The organism is Psychromicrobium silvestre (assembly GCF_013408295.1).
Taxonomy (GTDB): domain Bacteria; phylum Actinomycetota; class Actinomycetes; order Actinomycetales; family Micrococcaceae; genus Renibacterium; species Renibacterium silvestre.
Window position 1 is genome coordinate 1,207,553 of sequence record NZ_JACBYQ010000002.1, and the last position, 26,038, is coordinate 1,233,590.

Genomic DNA, 26,038 nt, shown 5'->3' on the forward strand with positions numbered 1-26,038 from the left:
GGCCGAGTCGGTGTTTGGCCTTGTACACTGGACGCTGCGCCCCAGTAGCCCAATCGGCAGAGGCACCAGACTTAAAATCTGTTCAGTGTGGGTTCGAGTCCCACCTGGGGTACAAGGTAAAGGCCCTGGCCAGAAGCGTTTCGAAGCTTCCGGTCAGGGCCTTTCTTCTTTTCAGGATCATTTTATCGGTTATGAAAATTTGTGGTGTGCACGTCGCTCCGCCGGGTTAATTGCTCGATCGTCCGAGGAGATTCGCGCCACGTTAGAAGCGAACTGCTGATCCGTAGACCTAAGGTCTGAGCCGCATTACGCTGCTAAACGATCCAAACCACTCACGGTCTGCTGTGTACCAGGCATACGCGGTCTCGAACGCTATCGATGAGGAATCCGTCACATACCGGGAAGCGACTAGGGACTGGAACTGACGCTGAAATTCAGAAGCGTGCCCTCTAGATCAGCCTGGCCGTTGTCCAACTGGGTACCGGCAGCATCCAACTCACCATACGAAACCTTCAAATTCGCCTTCTGACAAGACGCCCATCACATCGATAATCGGGAACTACACAGAATAAAACTGGTCTTGGCAGCTCTCAAGAACTCGAGGTGCTGGTCGGGAAGTCTATATCCCCTGCCGAAGGGTCAAGGGTGCATTCGCTCTTGACGCTGATGTAGCTGCGTGTTTCGCCGGGGTGAATTGGACTTCGGCTCCGACGGGGCCGGTGGCGTTGAGCTCCCGTCCGGTGGTGTTCCCTCCCATATCTTGGAAATATAAGCCGATGGTGTAATCCAAGGATTCCCAATGCGCTTTCATGGTGGTGATGGCTTCATCCGAGTCAGAGACTGGACTGCCGTCCAAGGTGACTGAATATTTGGTGCCCTTATGATTGCCTACGACGCAGGAGTCGACGCTAATGCTTTTCGGGTCTGCGCGGTTCCAGGTGGGGAATTTCGCTCCGGAGTGCTTCACGATGTCCTCGACAGTGTCGTAGAAATCCTTCTCAACCACTTTTGCAGGGCGAGTGCCGTTGAAGGGGCGAGTCGGGTCGGTGCTTCCGTTGCTTTCCACGGGGACTCCATTCGGGTTTTGAACGAATAACGCACATCCAGCCAACACCACCACTGACACGCTAAAGATCGCTAGTAATGAGATATTTCTGAGCTTTTCTTTTGATTCTGCGACGAACATCTTTTCCCAATCTAGGGCGTTGGATTAGTGCTCGGAGAGGGGCGATCGTCGGCTGTGGGGTCGAGGGTGCATTCGCTCTTGACATTGATATAGCTGCCATCCTCAGCAGGGGTGAATTGGACTTCGGCTCCGACGGGGCTGGTGGCGTTCAGTTGCCGCCCTGTTGTGTTGGCCCCCATGTCTGGGAAGTAGTTGCCAATGGTGTAATCCAAGGATTCCCAATGCGCTCTCATCGTCTCGATAGCCTTGTCCGAGTCAGAAACCGGGCCGCCCTCCAAGGTCACTGAATATTTGGTGCCTTTGTGATCGCCTACGACGCAGTAGTCGACGCTAATGCTTTTCGGGTCTGCGCGGTTCCAGGTGGGGAATTTCGCTCCGGAGTGCTTCACGATGTCCTCGACAGTGTCGTAGAAATCCTTCTCAACCACTTTTGCAGGGCGAGTGCCGTTGAAGGGGCGAGCCGAGTCGGTGCTTCCATTGCTTTCCACAGGGACTCCATTCGGGTTTTGAACGAATAACGCACATCCACTCAACACCACCACTGACACGCTAAAGATCGCTAATAACGAGATATTTCTGAGCTTTTCTTTTGATTCTGCGACGAACATCTTTTCCCAATCTAGGGCGTTGGATTAGTGCTCGGAGAGGGGCGATCGTCGGCTGTGGGGTCGAGGGTGCATTCGCTCTTGATAGTGATAGATGAACCATTAGTGCCAGGGGAAAAGCTGACCTCAGCACCTTCTGCTGTAGTGGCGTACATATCGATGCCGGGAGAAGGCTTGTCAGTTTCATCGAAAATGTTGCCGATCTTATAACCCTGGGATTCCCAGTGCGCTTCCATCGACTTTGTGGAAGCTTTGGGGTCAGTAATCGCACTGCCCTCCAGCCACAGGTAATAGCTGGTGCCCTTTTGGCTGCCAGCCTCGCAGGAATTAAAGGTAAGACCTGGTGGGTCTGCGCGGTTCCAGGTGGGGAATTTTGCTCCGGAGTGTTTCACGATGTCCTCGATAGTGTCGTAAGTAGCTTGTTTGACGACTTTGGTGGGGCGGGTGCCGTTGAAGGGGCGAGCCGGGTCGGTGCCTCCATTGCTTTCCACGGGGTCTCCAGTCGGGTTTTGAACGAATAACGCGCACCCAGCCAACAAGATTACTGACACACCGCATGCCGCTAAAAGGGTGAGGGTGTTCTGGCCGCGGGCAGGTTTTTGGCGACGGTCTACTGGGTGCATTAGTGCTCCGAAGGAGGAAGAGGTGACTGAGGAAACATCGGTGGTAGTTTACTTTGCGGCAGCACGACCGGCGGTTTTGATTGAGGTATCTCTATCGATGGGTTCGGCTGCGGGAATAGTGGATGGTTCGGGTCTGTCCTATGTGCTGCGTTGATATCCCAGTCAGAGGGTTGCCAACCTTGGTGTGGCCTATTGGATCCGTAGAATTTTGAGTCATCCAGGGAGCCGTCTGGGTTGTACTTCAACGGGGAGAGTGTCTGAATCTTCTCACCCTGCCCGGTAGTAACGAGCGCGATATTGTGGCCTGATTCGGTCTTCTGGTTCAAGTATCCGTGGTCTTCTGAGGCGAAGAGTAGGGTTCTCACTGGTTGACTGCCGTTAGCGTCGTGGCCGGTCACCCGGTCATAAACATTTCCTGCAGTGTCGTAGCCGCCCTCGGAAGAGAAGTTATGTCCACCGAACCAAGGATCGGTGGGATCTTCGCGGGGGTCCAGGCCGAACGGGTCGGGGATATAGGCACCGATGATCGGAACTGCTTTGCCCAGGTTAGAACCCACGATCCCTGACGGTGCAATCATGTCATCACTGGCATGGGTTTCGTAGACTGCGGGTTGGCCGTCTGTGCCGTGGTTGACGTGCATGGCTGCGGCGTTGGGGACTCGGTCGGGGTCGATTCCGGCGGAGCCGAAGAATGCCACGGTGTCTACCGGATACTTTGTGTGGGTCAGGGCTATGGAGCTGGTGGTGGTGCCGTAGGAGTGAGCGGCCACGTTGATCGTGTATCCGTTACCGGGTCCGCGGGTGTCTTGGAAACCATCGAGGGCGACCTGAAGTTTATCGGCTCCCTTGACGGCCGCATCTGTGAAGAGAACACCCCAGCTGGCCGGTGGTGCCGGTGGAGTGTCGTACCCAATCCACGCCACCACGGCATTCTTCCCGTCCTTGTGAAGCCGTTTGAACTCCTCGGTCTGGTTCTTGTAGAGGTCTTGGGCGGAGTCGGCCCAGGATTCCATGCCGTCGGAGACGGTGGTGTTCATGCCGGGGACGTTCCAGGTCACGTTCCCGGCTGTGTCCAGGTTCCCGATGGCCAGGGCGGCGAGGGGTTTGCCGTTGTTCGGGTCGAAGGAAATGATCGACCGATCCGGGTTTCTCTTACCGTTGTCAAGGACAAGTTTGTCCTCGATGACGTTCAGTGCTGTGAGGGTGTTTTTGTTGGTGGTGGGGTCGTCTTTGAGTTCTTTCATGAGGGCGTCGTTGGCTTTGCTACGGGTGGTGTAGGGGATGCCGTTGAGGTTGCCGATGATGCCGGGGACGGCTCCCATGAGGGCGAGTTGAATTGTTTTGTTGAGGTTTTGCCACCATTTCTTTGCACTGGGTACGTCTTCGCCGGGGAGGGCGGGGAGTGGGTTGCGGGTTTGTTCTGGTTTCCACAACTTGTAGAGGACGAGTTGTTCTGGGGTGAGTTTGGCTAACTGTTCCAGGTAGTCGTTCCGGGCCGAGTTGTTACCGGTGTTGATTTTGCTGTGTAGGGTGTCAAGTTTTTTCAGGTCCGGGTCTTTACCCGGATTCAGCAACGCGGTGAGGGCGCCTGCGCCGACCGGGGAGGCTTGGATCGATCCCTGAGTCGTGGGTGACTGCGGCGAGGTCGAGGGGTTGCAGGTTTTTCGCGCATGTATTTCCGGCGTCTTGGTGGGCTTGGTGGAGTTCGTCTGCTTGGCGGGACAGGTCATCGAGGTGTTGTTGGGCTTGATTCAACAGGGCTTGGCCACGCTGCCTATCCGCTTCCCGGGCTTGGTCTTCAAGCAACCCCGCCAACCCCGCATCAGTAGAAGCTGGGAACGGGGAAGCCGGTGCGTTCTGGGTGTTCTGGGTAAAGGGTGATTGGAGGGTGGGGGTGGGTATTCCGCCACCGGAGGCTGCCATGAGTGCGAGGGCTTGTTGGCGATCTTCATCGGCCTGGATGGCTTGGGTGAGGAGTCGGTCGGCGTCGGCTTGAAACTGGGTGAGTTGACCACCCCAGGTGAAGAACACGTCAGCGTTGCTTTGTGCCCGGTCGGCGATGGCACCGGCTAGGGCTGCGTTTCGGTTTAGGAGGGTTCGGACAGCGGTGACTGCTTGACCGTTACCGGTGATCCCGGAAGAGGCCAGTCCGGAACGGACCTCGTTGAGAATGTTGTAGTTATCCTGCCACGTCCTCGCAGCAGCCTGGACATCATCGATACTGCCAGGACAAGGATCAGAACCACCCAATAATTCCCAATCACCAGGCCTAACCATGGCGGATACCACCCATTTCTCGTCCCGACCGATTCCGACGGTGTTTGTCCATCATTGGTTTCCGAACTTCCCGGCCAAAGCTTTATCGACCTGGATGAACTCGGTCCCGGCATGGGCGACTTGCTTCCCGGCAGAGGTCAACGCGGCAATAAACGCGGCCGTACCCTTGGACCATGACGGGGCAAGGACAACGATCTGGTGTTCCAGGTTGGAAGTACCGAGATCGCCATCCCTCAAAGGTTTCGTGTCCTGAACCTTCGAACCAGCAGCAACAAGAGCCTTAGCAGCAGCAGTGAAAGCCTGCACGTCAACCCTCAAACCAACCACCAAAACACCACCCCTCATTATTATAAAAATCGATTTAATAATAATGTTAGCTTAAACTGATGTAGCACACAACGGATCCCAGAAAATTTCCGGCCAGGCCCCCGTTAGCTACCTGGCACTCCTACCGCTAGGAAGGCCATTGGGCTTAGATAGCTTCGCTGATCGTCTCGTCTTGGAGGTTCTTTCCGGAGATGCTCGCCGTCAGGGTACTGGCCGGTCCGGCGCCGATAAATGTCATAAGCGAAGCTACTGATGAGTCAGCTGCCTGGCTTTGGCAACGCATCAAGGAGGCTGACTCCAGTGCACAGGACCAACCACTAGCTTGCTGCGGCTGCTGCGTCTGAAATGTCCTACCGCCGCTCAGAGCGAGGGTAACCGTTGCCACAGTGATGGGGTAAGAGCCTGCGGATTTGAAGCTAACCGTAGCGACAGAGGAACCGTTCGCGGCAGCTCCGGATGTGATCTGAGCGATGACTTTCGACGGCGCAGCAAGAGTTGGGGTAGGCGTCGGGATTTGCGGAACAACCGGGAGTGAAGGGGGTGTGGAAGTGGTCGGAGGCGCGGGGGTGGGTGTGGGGATAGGCGCAAGTATGCTCGGGGAATCGGAAGAGGCTGGTCGCGGGGTGGGGGTTCGCGCCGGTGTCGTCAAAGGTGCAGGTATGGTCGACGGCGATAAGGTAACCGTTGGGCTAGCGGCAGGCTCCGGCTGCTGAAAGATCTGGATTCCATCTGCAGCAAGGAAAACGAGCATTCCGGTCATTACCAAGGATGTCCAAGTTTTGGCCAGATATTTACCGGTTGAGAGTGCCCGCGTTGTTGGGGTCAGCACCATTGGCGAGTTGGCCAAGCTGGCGTATTGGGTGACCCCTAATCCAGTGACCAGGGGAACGAGTGCGCTGCGCATGGTGGATCGAATATCGTTGAGCTCCACAACGAGCGCGCTGCATTTCGCGCAGTGAGCGAGATGCTGGTCAATTTCGTCTCGCCGCGCTCGGCGCAGAGTCCTGTCAACGTAAGAGCCCAAGTCTTGTTCGATGGGATGATGCGCCTTCGTCTCATCACTTGTCAGATGGCTCTGCAAATAGCTGGTTCGCAAGGCCTTGCGGGCACGCATTATCAGGTTTGAAACAGCATTCGGAGTGATCCCCAGGGTTGCAGCTACCTCTGATCTTTGTAAGCCTTCAACGTCGATATACCAAAGGACGGCTTGCCAGCGTTCTGGTAGCTGCTTGAAAGCTCGCGCAATGGCTTGCGATTCGAAGGCTGCCAAGACCGGGTCGGCGGCTTCCTTTGGGTCATCGAGGGTCTGCTCATTATCGGTGGGGCGGATCCGCATGGCTTTGGAGTTAGTTTTATAAGCGATTCTCGTCACTGCAGTAAGTAGGTAGGAACGGAAGAACATTTCCGGGCCCACCCCGGCCTTTAGACGGCTCATCACATCGGCAAAAGCCTCGGAGGCAACGTCCTCGGCGTCTGCTATCCGATCGACATTTTGACGGGCCACGCTAAGCGCGACGGGGTAGTGCCGCAGGTAGAGGATCTCAAAGGCGGTTTCGTCGCCCGCTCGGGAGTTGGCAATAAGCTGGGCATCACTGATCTTAGAGGGCTCATCTTCGGACACGGGGCTGACCAATCGAGCCTGGATCCCCACTTCACTTCCGTCCATAGTTAGTTGTTCGAAGCATAGCTAGATAGTGTTGCGAGATTTTCAGATGTGATTCAAATCATAGGGCGGTGGTGATTTGTCGAATTGGAAGTTCAGATTTCCGTAACACTATTGGCCCCTTGGTGGTACTACCAACTGATAGGCGGCCCCTGCGGCCCAACACTTCAGGGGGAGCTGGACGAGAGTGGGGATGTGGATAGGAAATGGGCGGTGTATGAGTTCCTTTTTGAACCGGCGTAGGGCAACTCGGTCTACCGGCTTGTTGCGTTTACTGGTGGCCTTGGCTGTTTTGGTGATGACGACTCTTGTCGCGGTTTCGCCGGCCAGTGCAGCCCAGGTGCCCTCGTCCGGGGCTGGAAATACGCTGACATATCCCTCCGGAGTAACGGTGACCTCGACGACGAGCGGGCCTGACGGCATCACTGCCCCGGCTTCAAACAACGGTTTCGGCAGTACTAACGGTTTCGGTTACTCTGCCGGTGCCTGGAGTCCGACAGTGCCGGATCAGAGTCCTGGGTTTACGGCGAGTGTTCCGGGCAGCAATACGCTGTGTCCAGATTATGGTGAGTGTTCTGGGCTGGGCACGATGACCTTTACTTTTTCTCAGCCGGTGCTCAATCCGAGTATGCATATTGACGAGCTAGGGTCGCTCCAATCCGCTTCCAGCTGTGTCAATAATGTGTGCACGTCGACAAGCAACAACACGGCGGCGAACCTAACTTTGGTCACCCCGGGTATCACCATGGCGGTGGCTTCGGGGACGAATATCCAGATCGTCGGTGGCAATACGATCCGAACCCTCACCGATACCTATAACTTGAGTTGCTCGACGGTGATTGGGCCTCCGGGCTGTGGCACTGTCGCTTTTACTGGGTTGGTCACGTCTTTAACGTTCAATGTGGGCTCCTTCACCTCGCTGAATGCGGGAACTCCCGCCCAAATGCACGGCTCGGATGCCTTCCCAGTAGCCTTCACGATTCCTGATGCTCCTCCACCCAGTAACCCGGCGGTTTCATTGGTGAAGTCCGTAGCTGAAGTGGCATTGACCAGTGCAGGCCAGGTACTGCACTACTCCTTTGTGGTCACCAATACGGGGGATGTTGCCTTGGCTCCGGTCTCGGTCAGCGAGACGGCATTTTCGGGGACGGGGATGGAACCGGTTGTTTCGTGTCCGCCAGAGGCGACGTCATTAGCTCCGGGTGCTTCGGTAACCTGTACGGCTAGCTATACGGTGACTCAGGCGGATATTGAGGCGGGGAAAGTCAGCAATACGGCGGTGGCCTCGGGTACTCCACAAGTTGGTCCTGCTGTGTTCTCGACTCCGTCGAGCGCACAACTCCTGGCCACCCAGACTCCGGCGATGACGATCACCAAGGCTGCTGAGGCATCCGCGGTGACTTCGCCGGCTCAGCCGGGGCAGCTCATCACCTATAGCTTGATTGCAAGTAATACCGGTAACGTCACCTTGACGAAGGTGTCTATTACGGATGGACTTGCTGGCCTTTCCGCTCTGACCTATAGCTGGCCCGGTATGCCGGGTGTCTTGGCACCAGGGCAAACCGTTACAGCGACCGCGAGCTATCACCTCAGCCAAGGCGATATCGACGCCGGTCACGTCACCAACGCGGCAACCACTACCGGAACGCCGTCCTCGGGCCCAGTGCTCACACCACCCCCGGCGTCTACTGATACTCCGTTGGGACAAGTGCCTGGCCTGCGGTCGACGAAGACAGCGGATGCGAGTGGGATCACCTCGCCCGCACAGGTGGGCGAAAAGATCACCTATCACTTCACCGCGACGAATACCGGGAACCTCAGTTTAACGAGTGTAAAAATCACCGATGGTCTGGATGGTTTGTCCCAACTGAGCTATACCTGGCCCGGAGCACCGGGCAGGCTATCGCCAGGCCAGTCGGTGACCGCCGTCGCGAGTTACACAATCACCCAAGCCGATATTGATGCCGGTCAGGTCACAAATATAGCCACCACGACGGCGCTCACCCCACCGCGAGCGCTGCTCAGCCGAAGTGCCTCTGTCACCACGCCACTCGAGCGGGGGCTGGATTCCGCGCTGGCCTTCACCGGAGGCAACACGACGCTGCTACCGCTGGGCCTTATTGCTGGCTTGCTCGGTGGCGCGGCTCTACTCGCCTCCCGGCGTCGGAAAAGGTCCTAAGCAGCCGCCGCAGGCTGTGATAACAATTCCTTCTTTGGTGCCTTGAAACGTCAGTTTTGATCACTAAAAAGTAGCTGAACCATTCTTAGCCGAAAAATGCGAAACTTTCGCGGCACTAATTGTCTTATGTCGACACCTCGAAACGTAAGGTCGGCATCCGTATACCGGATTCCGGCTCCGAATTAATTCTCGCGCTGGGATTAGAAGAGTGATGCGTGTTCGGAAAAGCCGCAGAGAATTTCGATTAAATCGAATTTTTTGGAAACGAGCTGGGACCGGAGACATGCACCGATCGATGACTTTGCCGGGTGGATTCCTCAGGAAAGGGGATGGCGTATGAGCTATTTTTTGTATCGGCGTAAGGCGGTTCGGCCTAAGGGTTTGTTCCGTAAGGCGGGGCTCGTGCTCGCCGCTCTAGCTGTATTTGTGGTGGGGGCGCTTGTTGCGGTTTCGCCAGCTAATGCAGCTCAGGTACCTTCCTCGGGCGCTGGCGGCGCTCTGACTTATCCTTCCGGAGTGACGGTAACCGCCACGACGAGTGGACCCGATGGTATTTCTGCTCCAGCCTCGGCTGATGGTTTTGGTACCACGGATGGTTATGGGTACACAGCCAGTGATTGGACCCCAACTGTTCCGGATCAGAGCCCAGCGTTTATGGTGAGTGTTCCCGGCAGTAATACCTTATGTCCGGATTACGGTCAGTGTTCTGGCTTAGGCACGATTACCTTTACTTTTTCGGAGCCAGTGCTTAATCCGAGTATGCATATTGATGAGCTAGGCTCCTATACCGAGTCTTCTAGTTGTGTTAATAGCGTGTGTACTGCGACGAAGAATGATACGGCGACGAACCTGACCTTGGTTACCCCAGGTGTCACCATGGCCGTTGCATCGGGGACTAATCTCCAGATCGTTGGCGGAAATACAATTCGCACTGTCACTGATACCTACGACTTGAGTTGTTCAACGGTGAGTGCGCCTCCGGGCTGTGGCACCGTGACGTTCACCGGCTTGGTCACTTCACTGACGTTCAATATCGGTTCCTTTACAGCACTGCATTCGGGAACTGCTGCTCAGATGCATGGCTGGGATGTTTTCCCGGTCACCTTCACGATTCCTGATGCTGTTCCGCCGAGCAACCCGGCGATCTCATTGGTGAAGTCTGTAGCTGAAACGGCGTTGACGAGTGCGGGCCAGGTACTGCACTACTCGTTCCTGGTGACCAACACCGGGGATGTGACTCTTGCCCCCGTGACGGTGGCGGAGACCGCGTTCTCTGGCACTGGTTCGGCTCCAGCCATCAGCTGTCCCGCGGGCGCTGCTTCTTTGGCTGCGGGTGCTTCGGTGACCTGTACGGCTACCTATAGCGTGACCCAGGCGGATATCGACGCGGGGAGCGTTACGAATACGGCGGTAGCCTCGGGTACCCCACCAACCGGCTCCGGGGTGGTCTCTGCACCCTCAACAGCGGTAGTGCCTTACACCACCCTCGGCTCACCGCTTGTTGACCCCTTGGTTGGCGGCGGTGTTCTGACCGTTGGGTTGATGGTCGGAGCGGTAATTCTCTTAGTGCGCCGTCGTCGGCAGGCTGCTGAGATTTAGAGCTCAGACCCACCGATTCCGAATCCGGACGGCGGATTGCTACTGCTAGCAACGAAAAGCAGTTCGCCGTCCGGGCGGAATGATGATCGCCCCAAAGAATCACCGATAGACAGGCACCCCTAGTTGAGGTGCTTGATCTCGATCCTTCGACGGGACAGGACGAGAGATTAGATCTGGAGTTGTAAATATGAGCAGTGAAGTTAAGAGTTTGCCAGCTGGGTTGATTGGCACCACCGCGGCGTTGCCCAGGACGAGGGGTTAGCCCCGATGTATGGTTCTGGTCCGAACATTGGTGGTGGCGGTTTGGTGACTGCTCTTGGTAGTGGGGTCGCGGGAGTAGGTTCGCTGGCCTACACCGGGTTCAGCTCTTTTGCTGTTGCGTTGTTCGCGGTGTGTTTGGTTGCTTGCGGGACGGTCTTGCTACGAGTTCTCGCGGTGCGTAAGCAGCCTGTGAACCGTGAGGGAAATGCTGGTTTGTGATGAGTATTTTCTGGGCCGTCACGAATGGGTTAGCAACGTTCGTGATGGCCTTTTCCGCAGCTTATTTCTTCTTGACCGTGGGAATGGGACTGATTCAGCTGCGCACCGATCGGACGACCTTGGAGTTCCAAAGCCATCTGGAATACGGCCGTCCCTTCGTCGCTGCCGGGAAGGAACTTGAAACGGATTACACCGTGTTCTTCATAGTGGCTTGCCTCAATGAAGAAGCCGTGATTGGCCCGACCGTTACCGGCTTGCTTAACCCGGCTGGAGAACAACGGATCGTGGTGATTGACGATGCCAGCGATGATGCTACCGGTGAGATAGCGGTGACGGCAGGCCAGGGGCAGGTGGCATTGCTTCGCCGGGAGCTACCTTCGGCTAGGCAAGGTAAGGGCGCGGCGTTGAACGCTGGATTTGGCACGATTGTGCACCAAGTTCGCGAACAGCGACTTGATCCGACCAAGGTAATTGTCTGTGTGATGGATGCCGATGGGCAACTCTCAGAAGGAGCCCTGGCGGAGGTATTGCCGTTATTCGATGACGCCGAGGTCGGTGGCGTTCAGCTGGCCGTGCGGATTCGTAATCGAAGCACGAATTTCCTGTTGAGGTTTCAGGACTATCAGTTTTGGTCGCAGTCGGCGCTGACCCAGCTTGGCCGGGTGCGCACGAACAGTGTGAGCTTGGGTGGAAACGGACAATTCGCCCGGTTGAGCGCCTTGCTCCAGGTAGGGGAGCGTCCGTGGTCGGGCTCCCTGACCGAGGACCTCGATTTGACCGTGAGCTTGGCCACGATGGGATGGAAGACGAGTTCGACGCCGCGAGCCGCCGTCGACCAACAAGGGGTGGAGAAGTTCCCGGCTCTGCTAAAGCAACGTACCCGTTGGTACCAGGGGCACATGCTCACCGCGAAACGGATACCTGAGATCCTTCGTTCGGCGCGGATGGGCCATGCTGCCGCGATCGAGATGATGTTGTACATCCTGGTGCCTTGGATTTTCGATTTGCCGTGGTCAATTTTGTATCACTTGGTGTTGATTGAGTTGGCCTTGGCATTGTTCCAGGTCGATTTCTTCCAGTGGGGTCCGGCGTCCCTGGTGGTATATCCGGTTTTCGGTTATTTTCTGGGCTTTTGGCCGGCATTGGTGACAGCGGTGATCGCACATCGGCGGGACCACACTATGACGGCTTGGGGAGCATTGAAGATGGGCCACGCCTTCGTGATCACTAATTATCTGTCTTATGCCTGTGTCTGGCGTGCCCTCGTCCGCATTCTTCGCAAGGAACACGGTTGGACCAAGACCGCTCGCACCTCCGAACCGAGCAAAGCCCTGAGAGAGGCCAAATTATGAGCGCATTGCCGATTTCCCATCGGGCGACGACCATCAGGCGTCCCCGGTTATCGCGGGTTCTGCGCGGGGTTGTTGCCTTGAGCGTGGCAGCTTTAGCGGTGCTACTTCTGCTGCAGAACTATCAAGTGCGGGCACTGGAGTCGAAACTGCTTGCGCTCTGGCTCTCACCGCTCTTACCGAATGGTGTGAGCTCCAGCGACACCCGGTTTCTGATAACCATCCCCTCGGGGCAGCTGGTCGCTTTCGATATCACTCAAGAGTGCACCGTCCTGCTGCTGCTGATGCCGGTGCTGGGCCTGAGCGCCTTTTTGTTGGCTTTTACCAAGATCGGCTGGCTGCGGGCAGGGTTGGGGCTGCTCGTTGCCGCCTTCTCGGTATTGCTGGTCAATCAACTTCGACTCGCCGTGATTGCCCTTACTACCCAAATCTGGGGGATTGACTTCGGTTATCCGCTCGGGCATCGCTTCATAGGTTCGGTACTTGCCCTGATCGGGTTTGCGCTGGGTTTTCTCATCGTGCTCCTTATTGCCTTCAAGCCCGGAAAATCCCGCAGGCGCCAGGGTAGAGCAGCTATCTCAAACAATTCAGGGGAACAGACATGATCGATTCAGATATCGCGGTCGTTATGGGCACTCGGCCCGAAATGATAAAGCTGGCGCACATCATCCGTCAGTTGGGTGAGCGCGCCAGAGTGATCCACACCGGCCAGCATTTCGACGACGAGTTGAGCGAAAAAGTCCGCTTGGGGCTGAGACTGCCGGAGGCCGACGTCGTACTCACCGGAGTGGGAGGGGAGACTCGGGCAACCCAGGTCGCAAGCTGTCTGAGCGCTCTCACTCAAGAATTTACCCGCTCCAGGCCGAAGGCGGTGATTGTTCAGGGCGATACAAATACCGTAGCGGCCGGGGCGATGGCTGCGAACTTCGCCGGAATTCCTTTGCTCCACGTCGAGGCCGGCTTGCGTTCTTATGACCGGGGGATGCCGGAGGAGATCAACCGTTTACTTACCGGGGTGCTGGCCGATGTACATTGCGCCGCGACGGATCAAAACCGCAGAAATCTGATCCTAGAAGGCATCGATAATTCGCGGATTGTGGTGACCGGCAACCCGATAGTGGAGGCCACCTTGGACTCCCTCTCGCTTCTCGCCGCCGCGCCACCTTTATCGATCCCGGAAGAACCGTTCGTGCTGGCCACTATTCACCGCCCCGAGAACACGGACAGCAAGGCGGCTCTCGAAAGAGTGCTCTCCGCCTTGGCAACGCTTCCGCTCCCGGTGCTTTTCGTGGCACACCCCAGAACGAAAAACGCGATGCGCCGCTATGGCTTGGAGCACTACGCCAAGAGCCTTTGGATGATCGATTCGATCCAGCACCACGAGTTTCTGGGCTATGCCCAAGCCTCCGCACTACTGATTTCCGACTCCGGCGGGCTACAAGAAGAATGCACGGTACTCAAGGTTCCGCTGCTAGTTGTCCGGCGTAGTACCGAAAGGCCGGAGTCCTCCGAGGTGGGGTTCTCCGTGCTAGTTGGCCCGGGAGAGGACATTACCGCCACCGCACGAGGCCTGCTAGCAACACCGAACACGTTACAAAACGTCTCCTCTCCCTATGGAGACGGTACCGCCAGCACCCGGATCGCGGCTTTGGCAAAGCTGATTGCCGATGGGTATTCCCCGGCTGCCGCGATCGCGCAAATGACCTCGACTTTTCCCTTGTTCGGCGCTTCCCAGCAGGCGACCGAACCAGACACCTGGGAATGGGCTTAGTCGCCTGTCTTGACCCAGGATGAAGCAGTTTCCCTAAACCATATTTGGAGGATTAATGTCACTGAAATTAGAAGCTCATATAACCAGAGGAAAGGCACTGCTCCGGGTGTCGATTCTGACCGTGCTTTGCTCCGGAGTTATCGCCCTCGCGGCCTTGCTCGGATTGGCGGGAACAGCCCAAGCCGCAGTTATCCCCGGGGCGGTTACCTCAGTAACCGTTACGCCAGCGAATCCAAGCCAGTACGATCCGATTCATGTTGCGGTCGCCTGGTCGGTGCCCGATAGCGCTCAGGCTGGGGATACCTTCTCCTTGACCCTGCCTTCTCAACTGATTGCACTGACTACCGGCTTCAACGTCACCAATAGCGCGGGGCAAGTAGTGGCGACGGCGCAGGTCAGCGGTGGAATCGTGACATTCACCCTGACCGATTTCAAAACCACCCATACCGCCGTCCAAGGCACTGCCTACTTCGACACCAACTTCGCTCAGGTGGTAACGCCGGGACAGCCCATCACCTTGAATTTCGGTACCGCCGCCACCTTGACCATCACTCCCGGCGGGTTTGTACCCGTTGATCGGGCTGATTCGCAAAAGGTTGGAAATTGGGTTGATTCACAGGGCAATATCTCGATTACCCCTACCAATCGGATTCACTGGATTGTTGAATCACCGCAAGGCCCGTTTAACCAGGCTTCGATCACCGATCAAGTGGGTGCCGGCCAGCAAAACGATTGCACCAGCGTCACCGCCTCGGTGTCCACTGGCTTCGATGCACAAGGCCAGATCCTCGCCTGGACCCCCTTGCCAGCGAGCAGCTACAACATTACTTCCTGCACCGCCACGAGCCTTTCGGCCACTATCGCCCCGGTTCCTAGCGGCCAGGTGGTCAGTATCGCTTACGATGTTGTGGTCACCGACCCCTCGCTGAGCAGTTATTCCAACTCGGCAGATGTCACGGTTGACGGTCTAAGCCTTCCGGTGACGAACACCGTCCAACGATATGCCGCAGGCGGTGAAGGTGATGGCAGCGCAACCCCGACTCCGAGTACCCCGGTTTCAACCCCAACGCCCAGCACTTCCACGCCCAGTACCCCGACCCCCAGCGCCTCGACGTCCAGCACCTCAACATCCAGTACTCCGATGCCCAGCGCCTCGACGTCCAGTGCGCAAGCATCGAGCACGACCTCCACTGCAGGCAGCGGGCCGATTATTACCGCTTCAAGCAATGCGCCTGGCTCGGGTGAGCTCGCCTCAACGGGTGCAGGGAGCACCCTGGTGGTGGGCTTAGTGGGACTGGCAGCAATTGTTATTGGCGGTACCTTGCTGATCCTGCGTCGAAGGAAACATACGCACTAGAGGGCGTAGCGGAATCTTCAGTAGGCTTGAGGTCACTGTTATGAAAGGTGATCCAATGCCATTGCGGCCTGAGGACCTGCTCACCGTCGGGGAAGTTTCCCGGCGTACCGGGGTAGCGGTATCGGCTCTGCATTTCTACGAGAGCCAGGGGCTGATCTTTGCCGAACGGACCTCGGGAAATCAGCGTCGCTACCCGCGCCATATGTTGCGCAGAATCTCCCTGGTGCAGGTGGCTAAGCGGCTTGGCATTCCGCTTTCTGAGGTCGCAGAGGTCTTTGCAGGGCTGCCCGCAGACCGGGTGGCGAAGAAAAAGGACTGGGAGCTGATCTCGCGAAGATGGAAACAGCACCTGGAAGCCCGCCGGAAAGAGATCGAACGGTTGGAAGCGGAGTTGACCGGTTGCATCGGTTGCGGTTGCTTGTCAATGAATCGGTGCCGCCTGCTCAATCCCTCGGACAGCCTGGCGGAGGAAGGTCCGGGGGCACGGCGGTTGCCTCCGCTGGACATCTAAGGTCGCTAGGCATTCAGGACCAGTAGACATCAAGGCCGGGATCCGGAAAGCCGCGATAGCGTTATCAGATGAGTCATTCAACAGTTCTTCCGCTGCTCGGCCGCAATGCCCTGATTACCGGAGTCTCGCGTCGGCGGGGCATCGGCTTCGCGGTGGCCCGCCGCTTTGCCGGGCAGGGCGCCAATGTCTTCATTCAGCACTACAGTCCGCACGATGTCGGCCAGCCTTGGGGTGATGACAAGCTCACCGAATTGACGGCTGAACTGCGGGCAGCGCAAGTTCCGGACGCCCGCTTTGGCGAGCTCTCCGCCGATCTGGGCCAGCCGACGTCGTCGGAAACCGTGGTGAAAGCCGCAGGCGCAGCGCTGGGGCGCTTAGATATTTTGGTCTGTAATCATGCCCGCAGCGGCTCTGACGGCTCAATCTTCGAGATGACGCCGGAGATTTTGGATGGGCACTGGGCGGTGAATGCCCGCTCCACGTTGCTGCTGACCCGCTACTTCGCCGAGCAGTTCCGACCGGCGGTGGCTCAGCGCACCGAGCCTGGCGTGCGTCAGCACCGGGAGCCGCAGGACGAGTTAGCCACCGGAAGGGTGATCTGGATGACCTCCGGGCAATTAGACGGACCGATGCCCGGTGAGGTTTCCTATGCTGCTTCGAAGGCTTCCTTGGCAGGCTTGACCGGAACCGTAGCGAGCGAACTGCTCAGCAGGGGCATCATTCTGAACACCGTAAATCCCGGACCGGTGAACACCGGTTATATGGACCCGGACACGGCTGACCGGCCGCTTGAGGGATTGCAGAAAGCGCTCAAACGACTGCCCTTTGGCCGTTTCGGGGCACCGGAGGATCCGGCACGATTAATCTCCTGGCTGGCCAGCGAGGACGCGCGTTGGATCATTGGCCAGGTGCTGACCAGCGACGGCGGCTTCCGACTCTGAGCTCTTTCGGCGGCTTGGCTGGGGGAAAGCCTCGAATTTGCAACAACTTGAATCAAAATTGACCATATTGTGAGGAACTTTCGGCACTGGCCGGACGTGGTCGTATTAGGCTTGATTTATCACTCGCCCAAGAAAAGAGGACGAAAAATGGCTCTCGGAAACCCGGTGTTCGCCAACGACAAGAACTTCGGCAAACAACCGCCGCAGTTCCCAGGGGCTGCACCGCAGGGTTACCCTCAGGGTTATCCCGGCGCGCCCACACAAGGTTACGCTCAGCAGGGATACGCCCCCACCGGTTACGCTCCCGGACAGCAGCCTTTATCGCCCGAGCAGTTGCAGCAGATGTACAACCAGCCCCCCGCGTCCAACGCACAGATGGGCCGGATGACCGTTGACGATGTGATCGTTAAAACCATCGGTACCTTGCTCGTTGTGCTGGTTGGTGCGGGTCTTGGCTGGGTCTTCCCGGTCTTGGCGCTTCCTGGTGCGATTATCGGCTTGGTGCTGGGCTTGGTGAACTCCTTCAAGCGCGAACCATCCAAGGTTCTTATCCTCACTTATGCGCTGTTCGAAGGCATGTTCCTGGGCGGTATCTCCGGCATTCTGGAAAACCTCTACTCGGGCATCGTGGTTCAAGCCGTACTCGGCACCCTAATTGTCTTCGCCCTTACCCTGGTGCTCTATAAGAGCGGCAAATTCCGGGCCACCCCGAAGATGACCAAGTTCTTTATGATTGCGCTCGGCGGGTACGCCATCTTCTCGTTGGTGAACTTTGGCCTAATGATGTTCAACGTGACCAATCAGCCCTGGGGGCTGCGCAGCGTTGAGGTCTTCGGAATCCCGCTGGGTGTGATCATCGGCATCCTGGCGATCGGCTTGGCTGCCTTCTCCCTGATGCTGGACTTCACCTCGATCGAACAAGGCGTGAAAAATGGCTTGCCGGCCAAATACTCCTGGTCCGCGGCCTTCGGCCTCACGGTCACCTTGGTGTGGTTGTACGTGGAGATCCTGCGGGTGCTGGCCATCCTGCGCGGTAACGACTGACACACCACTAGAAACGCCCCGCACTAGCGGCCCAAAATTGAGGCCGCCGGTGCGGGGCTTTTTGTTTCAGTTCAGCTTGTTCAGTTCAGCCGGTGAGCCCCCGGACCGGGAACGACGGCGAACAATTCCGGAGTGCTTAGCCCCGCCTGGGCGAAGCTCAGCAGAATGGCCTCGCGGATGAGGTCAAGGCGCGCCACCGGCACCAGCGCAATGGCCGAACCGCCGAAGCCGCCGCCGGTCATTCGGGCGCCGATCGCGCCGTGCGCTTGAGCGGTGCTGACGGCTAGATCTAATTCCGGGCAGGAGATTTCGAAGTCATCCCGCATGGAGAGGTGACTTTCGTTCAGAAGCCCACCGATCGCCGTCGGACCCTCCGAGCGTAAGGCCTCGACAAGCTGCAATACCCGCTCGTTCTCGGTGACCACATGCCGAACCCGGCGGAAGGTCTCGCCGTCCAGTAGGGTTTCCGCTCGGGAGAGTTCGGAAACCGTAAGCTCACGCAAACTGCTCAGACCCAGCGCCCGGGCTCCGAGCTCACAAGAGGCACGGCGGGCGGCGTAACCGCCATCGGCATGCGCGTGCGAAACCTTGGTGTCGATCACCAACATGGCTAGTTCCGCGGCGGGGAGATCGAGTGGAACCAGTTCCCAATGCCTGCTTTTGCAGTCCAGGAAGACCGCCTGACCCTCGGCAGCGAGCAAGGCAGCCGACTGGTCCAGGATTCCGGTGGGTGCTCCCACCACCTCGTTTTCCGCGCGCTGGCCAATGAGCACTAGGTCCTCACGGCTCAGCCTCCCGCCCAGGAGCTCGTTCAGGGCTAAGGCTGTTGCACTTTCCAACGCTGCGGAGGAAGAGAGCCCGGCCCCGCTAGGAACGGTGGATTCGAGGAGAAGATCGAAACCGGGGACCGGCAATCCGCTCTCCGCCAAGGCCCAGGCGACGCCCAGCAGATAGCCGGACCAGCCGGTGGCTTCCCGTAGCCGGGGAACCGAAGAATGTACGTCATTGACCAGGGGATTGGTGGAAATCAGGGTGATCTGTTGATCGGTCCGCAGACGCACTGCCACCGAGGCTTGCCGGTCAATGGCAAAAGGCAGCACAAATCCATTGTTGTAGTCGGTGTGTTCGCCGATGAGATTGACCCGGCCTGGAGCCCGCCAGATTCCCGCTGGTGGCTCGCCGAAACGGGCGGCGAACTGCGCTGCCAAGTGGTTTTCAACCAGGGTCACTTTCCAGCCTCTCGAAGTTGTTTGGCGATCTGCTCGGGGGTGCTGTCATTAATGAAGGCACCCATGGCGGCCTCGCTGCCGGCTAAGTATTTCAGTTTGTCGGCCGCCCTGCGCGGTGAGGTGATCTGCAGGTGCAGGCGGCTCGCGGCGCGCAGTAGCGGATCCGTCGGTGCTTGCTGCCAGGCGGCAATATATGGGGTAGGGGAGTCGTAGATTCGGTCCATCCGATGCATCAGCTCAACACTGAAGGGAGCTAACTCATCGAGTTCGGCTTCGTTTAGTTCAGCCAAATCTGCCACCTGTCGGTGCGGAGTCAGGTGCACTTCGAGGGGCCAATGTGCGGCAAAGGGCACATAGGCGCTGAAATGTTCGCCCTCTAACACCATCCGCTCACCGGAGTCTCGCTCCGAGCGCAGAATATGCTCCAGCAGGATGCTGCCGTACTCATGCTGGTGTTTGAGCGCTGCGCGGGCCATTACCTCGGCGCGCGGCGGTAGATAGGGGTAGGCATAGATCTGACCATGCGGGTGATGCAGGGTTACGCCGATGTCCTTGCCACGATTCTCGAAGGCAAAGACCTGTGCGATGCCAGGGAGGGTATTGAGGAACCTGGTGCGATGAGCCAGGGCGCTCAGCACGGTGCGCGCGCGGCTCGGGCTGAGCGAACCGAAAGAGCCTTCGTGTTCGCTCGTGAAGGCCACCACCTCACAGCGTCCGAAGCCTACGCTCCGGGTGCCCCAGGAAGCATGCTGTGGGGCCTGGCCGAGGGCTGGCCCCAGTGAGGGGAAGCGATTCTCAAAGACCACCACATCATAATTTTCGGCCGGAATTTCCGAGGGGTTTTCAGGGGTACTGGGGCAAAGCGGGCATTGATCCGCGGGGGGTAAATAGGTGCGAGTACTACGGTGCTGGGCAATGGCGACCCAATCCCCGGTCAGTGCATCGAAACGGATCTGCCCGGTATCCTCTGCGCTGCGCGCTGGTAGCGGACGACTGTCTCGCTGGGTGCGCCGTTGTTCGGATTCGTCGAAGAAGATCAGCTCTCTGCCATCGGCCAGTTCCGTGCTGCTAATAAAAATGCTCACGCGGCCACCAGCAATTCGGGAACCAACGCCCGGTAGTCTTCTTCAGTCTTTTTAGGCAGGCCAGAATCGGTGATCAGGACATTCACCTGATCCAAGGAGGCAAAGCTGGCCAGGGCTCTAAGCCCGAATTTAGTGTGATCGGCGAGAATGACCAGCTTGCGGGAAGCTTTGATGAATGCCGCATTGCTTTGTGCCTCGGGAAGATTTGGGGTGCTCAACCCGCTCGGGTGGATGCCGTGCACACCGAGGAAGCAGAGGTCTACCTTGAGCGAGTTGATGGCGGCAACGCTGAGCGGGCCGACGAGCGCTTCGGAGGGAGTCCGCTGGCCTCCGGTCAGGATCACCGTGGTGTTGCGGGGATCCAGCGCATAGAGCTTTTCCGCAGCTTTGATTGAGTTAGTGATTACGGTGAGTCGCTCGACGTCAACCAGCATTCCGGCGAGCTGTACCGTCGTGGTGCCAGCGCCGAGGGCGATGGTCATGCCGTCCGCGATCAGCTGGCGAGCCCGAGCGGCAATATGCCGTTTTGCCCGCAGTTGCTTATCCGCCTGATAGGCGAAGCCCGGTTCAATTGAGCTGAGTACATCGAGGCGGCTGGCCCCGCCATGGATCTTCTTCAGAAGATGTTTTTCGTCGAGTAGGTCAATGTCACGCCGGATGGTCATATCGCTGACTCCGAGGGTAGCCGCCAGATCGGCAACCCGAACGGCAGGACTTTCGGTCAGTGCTTGCAGAATGCGGGTGTGGCGTTCCGGTGACAGCATGAGGCTCGATCCAGTTGAGAACTTATTCAAACAAAATATACCAAATAATCTAACAAATTCAATCGTTCGGCTAGTGTTACCGTGATCCTATGCCCGAGTTTGTGACCTTGACCCAAGGTGCCGCCCAAGCAGTGATTTCCCTGCTGGCTGCCGCTCTGCGGAGTTACTCCCGCGAAGGGGTGCAGCTCACCGAACCATCCCTGGAACCGGTGCCCCCGGGCGCATCAGGGATCACCCTCGCCCCATGGCCCAACCGAATCGACGGCGGTCGCTGGACACTAGAGGGTCAGCCCCAGCAATTGGACATCACCGAAGTGGCTCGAGGGCACGCCATTCATGGCTTGCTACGCAATAGCGGTTATACCGTGCTCGCTGCCTCGGCAGCCTCGGTGGAACTCGCGGCTTGGATTTATCCCCAGCACGGCTACCCCTTCGAGCTGGAACATCGGGTGGAATACAGACTTCTGGCCGATGAGTCACTCTGGGTGCAGCAGAGTCTGCGAAACGCCTCGACTCGGTCGGCGCCGGTCGCCTTGGGGGCGCACCCCTACTTGCGGCTGGGTGAGCTACCCACGGAGGAGCTGGAGTTGACTGTCCGGGCTGAGCAGAGCTTGCAGGCGGATGAGCGGTTAATTCCTTCCAGGCGGCAAGGGGTCACTGAGGAAACGGATCTCCGGGCTGGTCGGAAGGTAGCAGAGCTGGAGATGGATCGCGCCTATACTCAGTTGGCTTTCGACGAGCGGGGAGTTGCGGTGCATACTCTGCAGGCCGCGGATGGGCGCTCGGTGAGTCTATGGCAGCGCGATACATGCCAATTTGTGCATATATATGTCAGTACGGGATATCCTGGCCGGAATAAAGCGGTTGCCATCGAACCAATGAGCGCTCCTGCCAATGCTTTCAATAGCGGGGAGGGGCTGCGCTGGTTGGAGCCCGAGCAAATTTTCAGTATTGAATGGGGCATCCAAGCCTCACTCTGAGCGCTTCCGGCATTGTGAAGCAAGGGGATTTCGCAATTGATGCCCGCTGCGGAATGATTGATCCACAAGCGTAGCCGGCTCTCTGGGCCGCAGCGGTAACAGGATGGAAAAGAGCGCAACGAGTGGATTCGACACCAGCATTTCCGCAGCTTCCGGTGAGCCTGGAAGACATCTACCAAGCCCAGAAACTACTTGCCGGAATTGCCGAGCGGACCCCGGTGGAGAGCTCCCGGGCCTTAGCTAGAATGATCGGTTCCGACGTCTTTTTTAAATGTGAGAATCTGCAACGTGCCGGATCCTTTAAGGTCCGGGGCGCTTATGTGCGAATGGCACGACTGAACGCACAGGAGAAGGCGCGTGGCGTGGTGGCAGCATCCGCCGGAAATCATGCACAGGGCGTTGCGGTGGCGGCTAAAGCGCTGGGTATTCAGGCCCGAATCTACATGCCCCTCGGCGTCGCACTACCCAAGTTGGCCGCGACCCAAGGGCACGGAGCAGAGGTGGTGCTGCACGGAGTCACCGTGGACGAGGCTTTAGCCGAGGCTCAACGCTATGCCGATCAAAGCGGCGCGGTCTTCGTGCATCCCTTTGACAATGTCGATGTAGTGGCTGGGCAGGGCACCATCGGTCTGGAGATCTTGGAGCAGGTCCCCGAGGTTGAAACAGTGCTAATGGGCGTGGGTGGCGGCGGGCTGCTGGCCGGTGTGGCGGTGGCTATTAAGAGCCGAGCACGCGAACTCGGTCGCGAGATCAGAATCATTGGCGTCCAGGCGGAAAATGCTGCCGCTTATCCGCCTTCCTTAGCCGCAGATGCCTTGGTGCCCTTAGCGAAGGTTTCCACAATGGCCGATGGCATCGCCGTCGGTAGGCCGGGGCAGATCCCTTTCTCCATCATTCGTGAACTCGTCGATGACGTCATAACAGTCAGCGAGGACTCGCTGGCCAGGGCCCTGATCTTCTTGCTCGAGCGGTCCAAGATGGTGGTGGAACCGGCGGGTGCGGTCGGTGTCGCGGCCTTGCTCGATGGTGCGCTCAACTTGGACGGCGCAAAACCCGGTACCACTGCCGTCATCCTGTCCGGCGGCAATATCGACCCGATGCTGATGCTGAAAGTCATCCAGCGAGGACTTTCAGCGGCCGGCCGGTTCATGACCGTGCGAATGCTGCTCGACGACCGACCGGGTTCGCTGGCCACCATCTCACGGATCATTGCCGAATCGGACGCCAACGTCACCGGGGTAGATCACACCCGAGTGGGTGGTGCCATTAGCATGGGTGACGTTTCGATCACCGTGAACATGGAGACCAAGGGGCATGAGCACTGCGAACAGGTGCTGATGAATCTGCGCGCCGAAGGCTTCCAGCCCATAGTGGTGCACTGAGGAGATTGCGCGCTGAATCGACTTCGGTGCCGGGAGCCGGGTGGAGCCTAGACCGGATCTCGCGGGGCAGCCTAGCCGGTGTAGGGCTTGGCGGAGATGATCTCCACCTTGATGTCCTTGCCGTTCGGCGCCGTGTAGCTGATTTTATCGCCCGCTTTATGCCCATGAATGGCATCGCCTAGCGGAGATTTCTCGCTGAAAACATCGAGTTCGGTGTCTCCGGCAACTTCGCGGCTACCGAGCAGGAAAGTCGTTTTCTCGCCGGCGATCTTCGCCACTACGAGCATGCCGGGCTCCACAATGCCATTGTCTTCCGGAGCCTCGCCGACCTGAGCGTCACGTAGCAATTCGGTGAGCTGACGGATCCGGGCTTCGATTTTGCCCTGTTCTTCCTTGGCAGCGTGGTAGCCGCCGTTCTCCTTCAAATCGCCCTCGGAGCGAGCTTGCTCGATCTTCTTGACCACTTCGACCCGGCCCGGCCCGGAAAGCTGCTCCAGTTCGGTACTGAGGCGGTCGAAAGCCTCCTGGGTGAGCCAGGCGGTGGGTGCGTTAGGGGTAGACACGGGTGTCCTCCTCGTGGTTTGACAAGCAAAGACCCCGCCTGCTCTGGTCCAAGACGCTGTCCTAGACCATCAAGCGGGGTGGAGATATCTCCCTAGTGTAGGCAAGTCGCTGGAATAACCCAAGAGCTGTTGGTCTTGAGCGTGTCTTTGTGTCCCAAAAGATATCTCAGAAAATCCGGTAGACGAGCCGCGCTCAGCCCCTGTTCTCGTTCACGATCCAGCAACTGTCCACATCCGCGGAAACCGCGAGGGTGTCGGTGAGCAAATCGACCTTCTGCACCGTGGTGCGGCCGCCCTCGGTGCCCTGATCGCTGCCGTTTGGTCCGACCGTAACGACCTTCCAGCCGACCACTGCAAAAGAATTGTCTAAGGCTTGCAGCTCGCACTGAGCGGTGGAAGCAGGATCCTTACTGACCTGGAAATTGACGGTGGTCTCGGTGGCATTGACTACCGTGAATCCAACCAACTTGCTATCCGCCGTAGGTCCATTGCCAAAAGTCAGCCAACTGACGAAGGTGATGATCAGCACAGCTGCGACGGCGATCAACCAGATTTTTCCGCGCCGACCGAGTTTACTTTGGGGCCTGCCGTAGCGATTAGCTAGGCTGGAGCTTACTCGCTGCGCAGGGGCTGGATTGGACACCTTGACTCCTGCCGGTTCCATCAGTGACTTATGGTTTGGACGTGTGTTTTGCTTAGCATCTGAAAAGGTGCTGGTCTCCAGTCTAATTCGCTCAATGCCTCTGATGTGACGAGGCTAAACATCGGAAGGTTGAAATGGCAGGTCAGGAAATGATGGACGACGGCGGACTGCGGCTTTTGGCGGTGCATGCGCACCCTGACGACGAGTCGAGCAAGGGTGCCGCCACGATGGCCAGTTATCTTTCTCAGGGCGCCAGGGTGATGGTGGCCAGTTGCACCGGTGGCGAGCGCGGTGATGTGCAGAATCCCGCCTTGGAGTCCGATCCGCATGCCTTGCGCGATATGGCGGGACTACGTCGCCAGGAGATGGCCAAGGCCGCTTCGATCATCGGTATTGAACACCGCTGGCTGGGTTTTGTGGACTCGGGGCTGCCGGAAGGCGATCCCCTTCCCCCGTTGCCCGAAGGCTGCTTCGCGCTCCAGCCTCTGGAGCGTGCCGCAGCACCGCTTGTGCGGCTGGTGCGTGAGTTCAAGCCGCAGGTGATTATTAGCTATGACGAGAACGGCGGCTATCCTCATCCGGACCACATCATGGCCCACCGAGTGGCCGTTGAAGCCTTCCAAGCCGCGGGGGATCCGGAGCGGTACACGGACGCGGGAGAGCCCTGGCAGCCCAGCAAGCTCTATTACGACCTGGCTTTTAACCCTGGGCGCTTCCGGGCTTTGCATTTTGCGCTTGAAGAGGCTGGGATAAAGTCGCCCTACTCTGAGTGGATTGCTTCCTGGTTGGAGTCCGATGCCGAAGGGCATCAACCACCTCGTGGCAGGCATCCGGTGACCACCCAGATCGACTGTGGTAATTTCTTTGAGGTGCGTGAAGACGCGCTGCGCGCCCACGCCAGCCAAGTCGATCCAAAGGGCTTCTTCTTTGCGGTCTCCACCGATTTGCAGCGCAAGGTCTGGCCCTGGGAAGACTACTCTTTGATCGAGTCCAGGGTGCAGAGCGAGCTTCCAGAGCATGATCTTTTCGCCGGGCTGCGCTGACCGAGCCCAGCGGAACGACCAGAACACGGCGCCCTGATTTCGTCCTGAGCCTAGCTTGGCGGGAGAATGATGAGGTGCACTCTCTGATTTTGCTGTTAGACACTGTCTCGCAGACCCCTTCACCCACTCCTTCGCTCAAAGACGGTTTAACGCCCGATCAGGTCAGTCCCGGCTTCCTGGGATTCTTAGCCACCTTCTTTGTGGTGGCCATTATGGTGTTCCTGATCGTGGACATGGTGCGAAGGATTCGGCGAGTGCGCTATCGGGCGCAGGTTGCCGGAGAGCTTCCGCTGCCGGTGATCCCGGAGGACGAGCTGAGCGCGGAGGTGCCCCGCGAAGTGAAATCGGCGGCTCCGCCGGAAGACAAAGCCGGCAAGCACCGCTGAACAAAGCGCTATTGAACAAGGCTCCACCGATTAGAACACTACAGAGCGGGC

At 58.1% G+C, this 26,038-nt stretch carries 25 protein-coding genes and 1 tRNA gene; 14 read left to right on the top strand and 12 right to left on the bottom strand.

Going from position 1 to position 26,038, the window contains the following annotated elements:
• The first annotated feature begins 38 nt into the window (after positions 1 to 38).
• Positions 39 to 112: transfer RNA gene (locus tag FHU41_RS13570), tRNA-Leu, on the top strand.
• Positions 113 to 619: 507 nt separating this feature from the next.
• On the opposite strand, the gene FHU41_RS13575 is transcribed toward FHU41_RS13570, so the two are convergent.
• From FHU41_RS13575 to FHU41_RS13605, 7 genes are all read right to left on the bottom strand, one after another.
• A complete protein-coding gene (locus tag FHU41_RS13575) occupies positions 620 to 1,066 on the bottom strand; it encodes a hypothetical protein (RefSeq protein WP_179390150.1) in 447 nt (148 codons plus the stop codon).
• A 131-nt stretch (positions 1,067 to 1,197) separates the two neighbouring features.
• The gene (locus FHU41_RS13580) at positions 1,198 to 1,674 is read right to left on the bottom strand and encodes a hypothetical protein (protein WP_179390151.1); all 477 of its coding nucleotides are present in this window, start codon (positions 1,672 to 1,674) and stop codon (positions 1,198 to 1,200) included.
• Between the two features lie 131 nt (positions 1,675 to 1,805).
• Complete coding sequence (locus FHU41_RS13585; protein WP_179390152.1) at positions 1,806 to 2,282, bottom strand: hypothetical protein; 477 nt, start codon at positions 2,280 to 2,282, stop codon at positions 1,806 to 1,808.
• 131 nt (positions 2,283 to 2,413) lie between these two features.
• Positions 2,414 to 3,988, bottom strand: coding sequence for an alpha/beta hydrolase (locus tag FHU41_RS13590; RefSeq protein ID WP_179390153.1), 1,575 nt, complete (start codon positions 3,986 to 3,988; stop codon positions 2,414 to 2,416).
• Entirely contained in the window at positions 3,972 to 4,691 is a 720-nt protein-coding gene (locus tag FHU41_RS13595; protein WP_179390154.1) for a hypothetical protein, read from the bottom strand. Before FHU41_RS13595 ends, FHU41_RS13590 begins: the two co-directional genes overlap by 17 nt.
• Positions 4,692 to 4,742: 51 nt before the next feature.
• Positions 4,743 to 4,997, bottom strand: coding sequence for a hypothetical protein (locus FHU41_RS13600; RefSeq protein ID WP_179390155.1), 255 nt, complete (start codon positions 4,995 to 4,997; stop codon positions 4,743 to 4,745).
• Between the two features lie 166 nt (positions 4,998 to 5,163).
• A complete protein-coding gene (locus tag FHU41_RS13605; protein ID WP_179390156.1) occupies positions 5,164 to 6,684 on the bottom strand; it encodes a sigma-70 family RNA polymerase sigma factor in 1,521 nt (506 codons plus the stop codon).
• A 214-nt stretch (positions 6,685 to 6,898) separates the two neighbouring features.
• On the opposite strand from FHU41_RS13605, the gene FHU41_RS13610 reads away from it, so the two are divergent.
• From FHU41_RS13610 to FHU41_RS13650, 9 genes are all read left to right on the top strand, one after another.
• Complete coding sequence (locus FHU41_RS13610) at positions 6,899 to 8,860, top strand: DUF7507 domain-containing protein (RefSeq protein WP_179390157.1); 1,962 nt, start codon at positions 6,899 to 6,901, stop codon at positions 8,858 to 8,860.
• Positions 8,861 to 9,196: 336 nt separating this feature from the next.
• A complete protein-coding gene (locus FHU41_RS13615) occupies positions 9,197 to 10,459 on the top strand; it encodes a DUF7507 domain-containing protein (RefSeq protein WP_179390158.1) in 1,263 nt (420 codons plus the stop codon).
• A gap of 479 nt (positions 10,460 to 10,938) precedes the next feature.
• Complete coding sequence (locus FHU41_RS13620) at positions 10,939 to 12,291, top strand: glycosyltransferase (protein ID WP_179390159.1); 1,353 nt, start codon at positions 10,939 to 10,941, stop codon at positions 12,289 to 12,291.
• Complete coding sequence (locus FHU41_RS13625) at positions 12,288 to 12,893, top strand: exosortase/archaeosortase family protein (protein WP_179390160.1); 606 nt, start codon at positions 12,288 to 12,290, stop codon at positions 12,891 to 12,893. The genes FHU41_RS13620 and FHU41_RS13625 overlap by 4 nt, the downstream gene beginning before the upstream one ends.
• A complete protein-coding gene (wecB, locus tag FHU41_RS13630) occupies positions 12,890 to 14,059 on the top strand; it encodes a non-hydrolyzing UDP-N-acetylglucosamine 2-epimerase (RefSeq protein ID WP_179390161.1) in 1,170 nt (389 codons plus the stop codon). Before FHU41_RS13625 ends, wecB begins: the two co-directional genes overlap by 4 nt.
• Positions 14,060 to 14,114: 55 nt before the next feature.
• A complete protein-coding gene (locus FHU41_RS13635) occupies positions 14,115 to 15,416 on the top strand; it encodes an Ig-like domain-containing protein (RefSeq protein WP_179390470.1) in 1,302 nt (433 codons plus the stop codon).
• Between the two features lie 55 nt (positions 15,417 to 15,471).
• Positions 15,472 to 15,927: a redox-sensitive transcriptional activator SoxR gene (soxR, locus tag FHU41_RS13640; RefSeq protein WP_179390162.1), complete on the top strand. Its 456-nt coding sequence runs from the start codon at positions 15,472 to 15,474 to the stop codon at positions 15,925 to 15,927.
• Positions 15,928 to 15,995: 68 nt separating this feature from the next.
• Entirely contained in the window at positions 15,996 to 16,868 is an 873-nt protein-coding gene (locus FHU41_RS13645) for an SDR family oxidoreductase (protein WP_179390163.1), read from the top strand.
• Positions 16,869 to 17,015: 147 nt separating this feature from the next.
• Entirely contained in the window at positions 17,016 to 17,912 is an 897-nt protein-coding gene (locus FHU41_RS13650) for a Bax inhibitor-1/YccA family protein (RefSeq protein ID WP_179390164.1), read from the top strand.
• A gap of 80 nt (positions 17,913 to 17,992) precedes the next feature.
• On the opposite strand, the gene galK is transcribed toward FHU41_RS13650, so the two are convergent.
• Genes galK through FHU41_RS13665 form a run of 3 tightly spaced genes read right to left on the bottom strand, consistent with a single transcriptional unit; the run spans position 17,993 to position 20,990 of the window.
• Positions 17,993 to 19,141, bottom strand: a complete 1,149-nt coding sequence (galK, locus tag FHU41_RS13655; RefSeq protein WP_179390165.1) for a galactokinase — start codon at positions 19,139 to 19,141, stop codon at positions 17,993 to 17,995.
• Entirely contained in the window at positions 19,138 to 20,226 is a 1,089-nt protein-coding gene (gene galT, locus FHU41_RS13660) for a galactose-1-phosphate uridylyltransferase (RefSeq protein ID WP_179390166.1), read from the bottom strand. The genes galK and galT overlap by 4 nt, the downstream gene beginning before the upstream one ends.
• Positions 20,223 to 20,990: a DeoR/GlpR family DNA-binding transcription regulator gene (locus FHU41_RS13665; RefSeq protein WP_179390167.1), complete on the bottom strand. Its 768-nt coding sequence runs from the start codon at positions 20,988 to 20,990 to the stop codon at positions 20,223 to 20,225. The genes galT and FHU41_RS13665 overlap by 4 nt, the downstream gene beginning before the upstream one ends.
• Positions 20,991 to 21,079: 89 nt before the next feature.
• Here FHU41_RS13665 and FHU41_RS13670 point away from each other — a divergent pair, with 89 nt between their 5' ends.
• Together FHU41_RS13670 and ilvA are read left to right on the top strand one after the other, a co-directional pair.
• A complete protein-coding gene (locus FHU41_RS13670; protein ID WP_179390168.1) occupies positions 21,080 to 21,970 on the top strand; it encodes an aldose 1-epimerase family protein in 891 nt (296 codons plus the stop codon).
• 122 nt (positions 21,971 to 22,092) lie between these two features.
• Positions 22,093 to 23,352: a threonine ammonia-lyase gene (gene ilvA / locus FHU41_RS13675; RefSeq protein WP_179390169.1), complete on the top strand. Its 1,260-nt coding sequence runs from the start codon at positions 22,093 to 22,095 to the stop codon at positions 23,350 to 23,352.
• A gap of 71 nt (positions 23,353 to 23,423) precedes the next feature.
• Here the strand turns inward: ilvA and greA are convergent, their stop codons facing one another.
• Complete coding sequence (gene greA / locus FHU41_RS13680) at positions 23,424 to 23,915, bottom strand: transcription elongation factor GreA (protein WP_179390170.1); 492 nt, start codon at positions 23,913 to 23,915, stop codon at positions 23,424 to 23,426.
• Positions 23,916 to 24,108: 193 nt separating this feature from the next.
• A complete protein-coding gene (locus FHU41_RS13685) occupies positions 24,109 to 24,558 on the bottom strand; it encodes a DUF4307 domain-containing protein (protein WP_343046336.1) in 450 nt (149 codons plus the stop codon).
• Between the two features lie 134 nt (positions 24,559 to 24,692).
• On the opposite strand from FHU41_RS13685, the gene mca reads away from it, so the two are divergent.
• Both mca and FHU41_RS13695 read left to right on the top strand, forming a co-directional pair.
• Positions 24,693 to 25,601 (top strand): mycothiol conjugate amidase Mca, encoded by a 909-nt coding sequence (gene mca, locus FHU41_RS13690; RefSeq protein WP_246279619.1) that lies wholly within the window; start codon positions 24,693 to 24,695, stop codon positions 25,599 to 25,601.
• Between the two features lie 74 nt (positions 25,602 to 25,675).
• Positions 25,676 to 25,987, top strand: a complete 312-nt coding sequence (locus FHU41_RS13695; protein ID WP_179390172.1) for a hypothetical protein — start codon at positions 25,676 to 25,678, stop codon at positions 25,985 to 25,987.
• The last annotated feature ends 51 nt before the right edge of the window (positions 25,988 to 26,038 follow it).